This is a genomic window from Daejeonella sp. (assembly GCF_044342615.1).
Classification (GTDB): Bacteria; Bacteroidota; Bacteroidia; order Sphingobacteriales; family Sphingobacteriaceae; genus Daejeonella.
On record NZ_JBIIPN010000135.1, the window covers coordinates 1 to 6,992 of the forward strand.

Annotated in this window: 6 protein-coding genes and 2 pseudogenes; 4 read left to right on the forward strand and 4 right to left on the reverse strand. The window is 35.7% G+C overall.

Going from position 1 to position 6,992, the window contains the following annotated elements; genetic code table 11:
• Nucleotides 1–1,417, forward strand: a 1,417-nt coding sequence (locus tag ACIQ0D_RS10580) for a hypothetical protein (RefSeq protein ID WP_395805409.1), incomplete at its 5' end; no start/stop codon positions are given.
• A 211-nt stretch (nucleotides 1,418–1,628) separates the two neighbouring features.
• On the opposite strand, the pseudogene tnpA reads toward ACIQ0D_RS10580, so the two are convergent.
• The 4 genes and pseudogenes from tnpA to mqnB form a co-directional block, all read right to left on the reverse strand.
• Nucleotides 1,629–2,081 (reverse strand): annotated as a pseudogene (tnpA, locus tag ACIQ0D_RS10585) (IS200/IS605 family transposase).
• Nucleotides 2,082–2,582: 501 nt separating this feature from the next.
• A pseudogene (gene rfaD, locus ACIQ0D_RS10590) lies at nucleotides 2,583–3,623 on the reverse strand (ADP-glyceromanno-heptose 6-epimerase).
• Nucleotides 3,571–4,446, reverse strand: a complete 876-nt coding sequence (locus ACIQ0D_RS10595; RefSeq protein WP_395805411.1) for a 1,4-dihydroxy-6-naphthoate synthase — start codon at nucleotides 4,444–4,446, stop codon at nucleotides 3,571–3,573. The pseudogene rfaD and the gene ACIQ0D_RS10595 overlap by 53 nt, the downstream one beginning before the upstream one ends.
• Entirely contained in the window at nucleotides 4,443–5,087 is a 645-nt protein-coding gene (gene mqnB, locus ACIQ0D_RS10600; protein ID WP_395805413.1) for a futalosine hydrolase, read from the reverse strand. The genes ACIQ0D_RS10595 and mqnB overlap by 4 nt, the downstream gene beginning before the upstream one ends.
• An 80-nt stretch (nucleotides 5,088–5,167) precedes the next feature.
• Between mqnB and ACIQ0D_RS10605 the strand changes: the two genes are divergently transcribed.
• From ACIQ0D_RS10605 to fabD, 3 genes are all read left to right on the forward strand, one after another.
• The gene (locus ACIQ0D_RS10605; RefSeq protein WP_395805415.1) at nucleotides 5,168–5,578 is read left to right on the forward strand and encodes a 6-pyruvoyl trahydropterin synthase family protein; all 411 of its coding nucleotides are present in this window, start codon (nucleotides 5,168–5,170) and stop codon (nucleotides 5,576–5,578) included.
• A 23-nt stretch (nucleotides 5,579–5,601) separates the two neighbouring features.
• The gene (gene folE, locus ACIQ0D_RS10610) at nucleotides 5,602–6,234 is read left to right on the forward strand and encodes a GTP cyclohydrolase I FolE (protein ID WP_395805417.1); all 633 of its coding nucleotides are present in this window, start codon (nucleotides 5,602–5,604) and stop codon (nucleotides 6,232–6,234) included.
• A 32-nt stretch (nucleotides 6,235–6,266) separates the two neighbouring features.
• The coding region (gene fabD / locus ACIQ0D_RS10615; RefSeq protein WP_395805419.1) for an ACP S-malonyltransferase at nucleotides 6,267–6,992 on the forward strand (726 nt) is incomplete at its 3' end.

The window sequence follows — 6,992 nt, forward strand, 5'->3', positions numbered from 1 at the left end:
AGCGGAACTATTAAAGGCACCATTGGTGCTGGTTATAAAATCATTACTACGATCTTTAAGTATTTATAAATTAATGTTCAATTGTAATAAAAGCATACTTAGTTCAGAAAACATAATCCTGAGTATAGGCGTGTTTATCTCTGTGATTTGTTATTTGCTATTAGGATACTATACCGAACGAACTGAAACTATTCAATTGTTTACCGGAATTATCTTGCTTTTTTCTTTCTATTTATTTGTTGTTTTCAAGCCCAGTTTATCTGACAGGAACTTTAATTTTATCTTAATATCCTCTTTTTTATTTAGAGCCATATTCATTCTGGCTGTTCCCGCACTTTCTGATGATTACTTTCGATTTATTTGGGATGGTCGTTTGATTGAAGAAGGTATCAATCCGTTTTTGTATTTGCCTGATGAAGTTCAAAAGCAATCTTTACTTGTCGGTGAAATGAATAACGCGCTTTATCTTAAAATGAATTCCCCCAATTATTATTCTGTATATCCACCTGTACTACAATTTATTTTTTTTATTTCCTCAAAGCTTTCATTTTCAAGCAATTATGGAGCTATAATTGTTTTACGAGTAGTTATTTTACTAGCTGAAATTGGCAGCTATTTTTTTCTCCGAAAAATCATTTCTTTATTAAAATTACCCAAAAACAGAATTCTTATTTATCTATTAAATCCATTGGTGATTATTGAAATCAGCGGTAATCTGCATTTTGAAGGAGTAATGTTATTTTTTATTGTTTCTTCCTTTTATTTTTTATTGGCAAATAACATTATTTTTTCTTCAATCTTGTTTTCATTGGCAGTAAGCACAAAACTGCTTCCTTTAGTTTTATTACCATTAATCATTAAAAAGGTTGGCTTAAAAAAAGGCTTTATTTATTCTTTGCTTGTCCTAATGTTAATCTCTGTTTTGTTCCTGCCTTTTATAAATCAAGAACTAATAAGCAATATTGGAACTAGTGTAGGATTGTATTTCCAGAAATTTGAATTTAATGCAAGCATTTATTATTTAGCACGATGGGTAGGGTTTCAAATTTCAGGTTATAATGAAATTGCAATAATTGGCAAACTATTTCCTATCATATCTTTTGCGCTAATTATGTTTATCTCGTTCAAATCTAAACTCAAGCAAAGCGATAAAATATTTTTTGAGAGTGCGCTAACAATACTCTTTGTATATTATCTGTTTTCATTAATAATACATCCTTGGTACTTAACTTTTTTGGTATTAATCAGTGTGTTTTCAACCCATCGATTCGCACTCATATGGTCCTTACTTATTTTTATAACTTATTTAACTTATGCTTCCATACCTTATGAGGAAAATGTTTGGGTATTATTGCTTGAATATGGGATAGTAATAACCTGGTATTTAAGTGAGAGGAATAAATTAAAACTTGCCTAGGTCTTTAACTACTATTTTCTACCTGCTATATTTATTTTTCAAAAGCGAGGGGCGATACCGCCACGTTGTTTAATTTCGCCCTTTCAGGGCTATGTGTTTTATTTTTTACAAGCGAGGGGCGATACCACCTCGCTAGAATATTTCGCCCTTTCAGGGCTATGTGTTTATCTTTCACAAGCCATAAAATTCAAAACGCTGAATAGTTGATGTATCAATCCCAAACATACTTTTCGTCATAATCAACATTATTTTTTTTCAAAATAGCTCGATATTCATCCTGAAATATTTTTTTACTGTGATGTTTGTGCTGATTGGCGATGTACCTGATAACAGTATCAACGTCTGCCGGATTTACAGAAAATGCTCCATAACCATCTTGCCAATAAAAGTTTTCGTAGCCTGTTCCTTTTGTTTTTATCCATTTGGAAGAATGTGATTTTAATTCTTCCATCAGCTTCATCAAGGCTATCTTTTTTGATAGCATGCAGAGTATGTGGATATGGTCGCTTTAGCCGCCAACTTTTATAACTGTACATTCGAGTTTATTACAGATGCCGCCAAGATAGGCATGTAGTTCTGCTTCCACAGGTGGATGTATAAGCGGTTGGCGATGCTTGGTGCTGAATACAAGGTGTATGTAGTTTTTTACTAGTGACTGTCCCATTTTTATTTATTAATGGAGAATTTGTATAGCCATGAAATGGTATTAAATCCTAATATAATTATCTCTATATTAATTCGCAATTAGTGATAGCTTGCATAAAAGCCCTGAAGGGGCGTAATATATTTTAGCAAGAAGGTAAAGCCCCTTGCTTTATGTGGTTTTATGATTTTATTAGCGATGGGCGAGATACCGCGTCATTAGGGTATTACGCCCTTTCAGGGCTTGGGGATGACGTTAGCGATGTTCTATAACGAGTTATTAGCGATGGGCGATACCTCATCGTTAGGGTATTACGCCTTTTCAGGGCTTGGGGATGACGTTAGCGATGGGCTATAACGATTTATTAGCGATGGGCGATACCTCATCGTTAGGGTATTACGCCTTTTCAGGGCTTGGGGATGACGTTAGCGATGTTCTATAACGATTTATTAGCGATGGGCTATACCTAATCGTTAGGGTATTATGCCTTTTCAGGGCTTGGGGATGCTACATCGTTAGTATTTAATAATATCGATTACCAACCAAATAATTAGTAACATAATCCTTAACCCCCTCTTCTAAGCTATAAAAATCTTGATTATAACCGATGGAGCGTAGTTTGTTCATATTTGCTTCGGTGAAGTATTGGTACTTTTCGCGGATATCTTCAGGTGTTGGGACAAAGGAAATTTCTGGGTCTTTGTTTAAGGCATAAAAAGTACTTTTAGCGAGGTCTAGGAAGGTTCTAGCTTTGCCGGTACCCAAATTATAAATGCCTGAATCTTTGCGGTGATGCATTAAAAAATATAAGATATTGACTACATCTTTAACATATACAAAATCACGCATCTGTTCGCCATCCTTAAATTCAGGATTATGTGATTGGAACAACTTCATGGATCCAGTTTTTTGAATCTGATTGAAAGTATGGAAAATCACAGAGGCCATTCTGCCCTTGTGGTACTCATTAGGACCATAAACATTAAAGAATTTTAATCACGACCAGAAATATGGCTTTTTGTCTTGTTTTAATGCCCAAATATCAAACTCATTCTTTGAGTCGCCATAAGGATTTAAAGGCTTAAGCATTGGTATTTTACTTTCATCATCATCATAACCCAATTCGCCTAGCCCGTAGGTGGCTGCTGATGAAGCATATACCAATGGTAATCCAAATTCTGTGCAGATATTCCAAAGGCTCTTGGTATAATCCAGATTTAAGCGGTTAAGTAATTCGCTATCCATTTCGGTAGTGTCTGTACGGGCGCCGATATGAAAGATAAATTGAACGTGTAGGTGATTTTCGCGCAGCCATGTTGGAAAAATATCGCGTTCCACCTTACTTCTGAATTTCTTGCCTTCAAAGTTTTTATTCTTTAATTCATTTGAGAAATCATCAACTAGGATTAGGTCATAATAACCCTCATCGTTTAGTTTTTGAATTAAACAACTACCAATAAATCCTGCTGCTCCTGTTATGATGATCATGATAAAAAATGATTGTGTGCAATTATAAGAATAAGTTTTGTTGGGTTTGTGGAATAATCCCCACTTTTTGGGCATGCTCAAAGAAAGTCTCTACGGCTTTACGCCCAACATCGCCTAAATCAAGCGAAAATTGATTTACATATAATTCGATGTGTTTATTAACTACATCTTTACTCATTTCTTGAGAAAGTGAGCAAATAAAATCCATGCCTGATGAAGGATTATCAAAAGCATATTGAACACTGCGTTTAATGATGCGGTTTACTTTTTGTTTTATATCATCAGGAAGCTTCCTTTTAATCATAATACCACCAAGTGGGATTGGTCCATGGGTAAGATTTTCCCAAAACTCACCTAAATCAATAATTTTTAGAAGCCCCTTTTCTTGGTAAATAAATCGGTTTTCATGGATAATCACACCCAAATCAATTTCCTGATTAATTAGCGCCGATTCGATCTCAAAAAATTTCATTTCCTGTTTATTTTTTGCATCCGGAAAGGCTAAGCTCAACAAAAAATTAGCGGTAGTATATTTCCCTGGAATACCAATGAGAAGATCTTCTACAGGCTTATTTAGCCTTTTTATGCTATCCTTGCTGCTTTTTGTCTCGAAAGCTTGGGCAATATCCTCATTTTTACAGATTAACAGTGGCCCAACTCCGAAGCCCAATGCACTGCCTGAATGTAGTAAAACATAATGTTCGCAAAGGTGTGCATAAGCATGGTAGCTTAATTTGGTGATATCGAGTTCATTTTTGAATGCTTTTTGGTTGAGCGTTTCAACATCCTCATAAAGCACCTCAAATTCTAAACCTTCGGTATCAATTTTTTGATGAATCATGGCATCAAAAATAAAGGTATCGTTAGGGCAGGGTGAAAATCCGAGACTTAATTTCATGACTCAAAAATCTGGATTAAAGTATCATTTAGTTTTTTTATGGCTAATCCGATTTTCCATTTTTCGCGATTGCGTTTTTCCACAATATTAGAAATGGCGCGAATTTGCATGCAGCATGTTTTGGTCTGCTCACAGGCATAGAAAAAGGCAGCTCCTTCCATATTTTCGATATCAGGATTAAATCGAGCGACTATTTTGGAAATAGAATTTTCGTTTCCATGCACTTTATTAACTGTAATTGCCTTCACTGACATTAAATTATTCAGTTTTGGAAATAGCAGGTTAGGTTTTGAAAAATAGGTGCTTCTTCCTAATCCGAGGGCTTCTATGGTTAAAAATTCATCCCCATTTTCGGCACCTAGTTCAGAAAAGGTATCTTCTTTTACTTGGCAAATATCACCAGGATTAAGCTCTGCAATGAAACTGCCAGCAATTCCGACATTGATGGCTAGGTCGAAATGATGCTCGCTGAGAGCTTTCCCGACAGAAAATGCGGTAGGGACCATCCCAACTCCGCCAATTAAAACCTTTATTTGATAATTGCCAAAGCTTTTATCATATGGAAGCTCATCTCTAAAAGAGAAATGAGTTAAAAATGGTTCTATCTCGGCCTTTGTGGCGGCTACAAGTAGTATTTTCATGTTGCAATTTACGCAATTAGCTTCATTTGTTATTAAGGCATATTTTACTTTCAGTATATTTGTGTTTTAATTGATAAAAAATGATCTATATAACTCGAAAAGAGAAGTTTAATGCGGCCCATAAGCTATTCCGCGAAGAATGGAGCGATGAAAAGAATTTGGAAACTTTCGGAAAATGCTCAAATCCTAATTGGCATGGCCATAATTATGAGCTTTTTGTAACGGTAAAGGGCGAAATTAATCCCGAAACTGGTTTTGTGATTGATTTAAAAGAGTTAAAACGAATCATCAGATTGCATGTAACAGATGTTATTGATCATAGAAATATTAATCTTGATGTAGCATTTATGAAAGGCAAAATGGCTTCCACAGAGGTGTTAGCTGTAACTATTTTTGAGGTTTTAAAAACTCATATAAACGATCAGTTTGCTACCTTACATTCGGTAAAACTGTATGAAACCGAGAATAATTTCGTTGAATATTTCGGTTAATTTCAAATAAATTAGGTTTATAAATGCAAGAAAACAAGCACTCCTCAGAAGAAAAATTAGATGGTTATACCAAAATTGACCATTATGATCCCGCTAGGATTGAACGTATTGCAGCTCACTATAAGGAGATTTTACTTGAGTTGGGCGAAGATCCTACAAGAGAGGGTTTGATTCAAACACCAGTACGTGTTGCAAAGGCTTTACAATTTTTAACACATGGTTATGATGCCAAGCCAGAGGATATCCTACGTAGCGCAATGTTCAAGGAAGATTATAACCAAATGGTTGTGGTAAAGGATATCGAAGTATTTTCGATGTGCGAACATCACATGCTCCCATTTTTTGGGAAGGCTCATATAGCCTATATTCCCAATGGGCATATTGTAGGATTGAGTAAAATACCACGTGTTGTAGATGCCTTTGCCCGTCGTTTGCAGGTACAGGAGCGTTTAACTAATGAGATTCGCGATTGTATTCAAGATACCCTTGATGCGGCTGGAGTGGCAGTTGTGATTGAATGTAAGCATTTATGCATGTCGATGCGTGGAATACAGAAACAAAATTCGGTAACTACAACTTCAGCATTTACAGGAGCTTTCGTAAATGAAACAACACGTAAAGAATTTTTAAGGTTGATTACAGCGAGCTTAATTTAAGCCGTTTTTTATAATTATAAAATTAGATTGATATGAAATCATATATATTTCCTGGGCAGGGAGCCCAATTTATTGGTATGGGAAAAGATCTTTATGAGCATTCCTCTAGTGCTAAGGACTTATTTGAGCGTGCCAATGAGATTTTAGGTTTCAGAATAACTGATATTATGTTTTCGGGGACTGATGAAGATTTAAAGCAGACTAATGTTACACAACCTGCTATTTTTTTACATTCGGTTATTTTGGCTAAAGAGTTAAAAAGCAATTTTAATCCGGATATGGTTGCTGGTCATTCCTTAGGCGAGTTTTCTGCTTTAGTAGCCGCCGAAGCGCTATCTTTTGAAGATGGATTACGTTTGGTAAGTGCTCGTGCAAATGCCATGCAAAAGGCTTGTGAAATTCAGCCTTCCACGATGGCAGCTATTTTGGGTTTAGACGATTTTACTGTAGAAGATATTTGTCAGCGTGTAAGCGATGTAGTTGTACCAGCAAACTATAACTGTCCGGGGCAGCTAGTAATTTCTGGAAGTATTGAGGGTGTGGATAAAGCATGTGAACTTTTGCTAGCAGCAGGCGCTAAACGCGCTTTAAAGCTAAATGTGGGCGGTGCTTTCCATTCACCATTGATGGAGCTTGCTCGTGTTGAATTGCAAGCTGCTATTGAAAACACCGAAATAAAAGAGCCTATTTGCCCAATTTATCAAAATATTGATGCAAAGCCTTATAAAGATGTGCCAAGCATTAAGCATAATTTAATT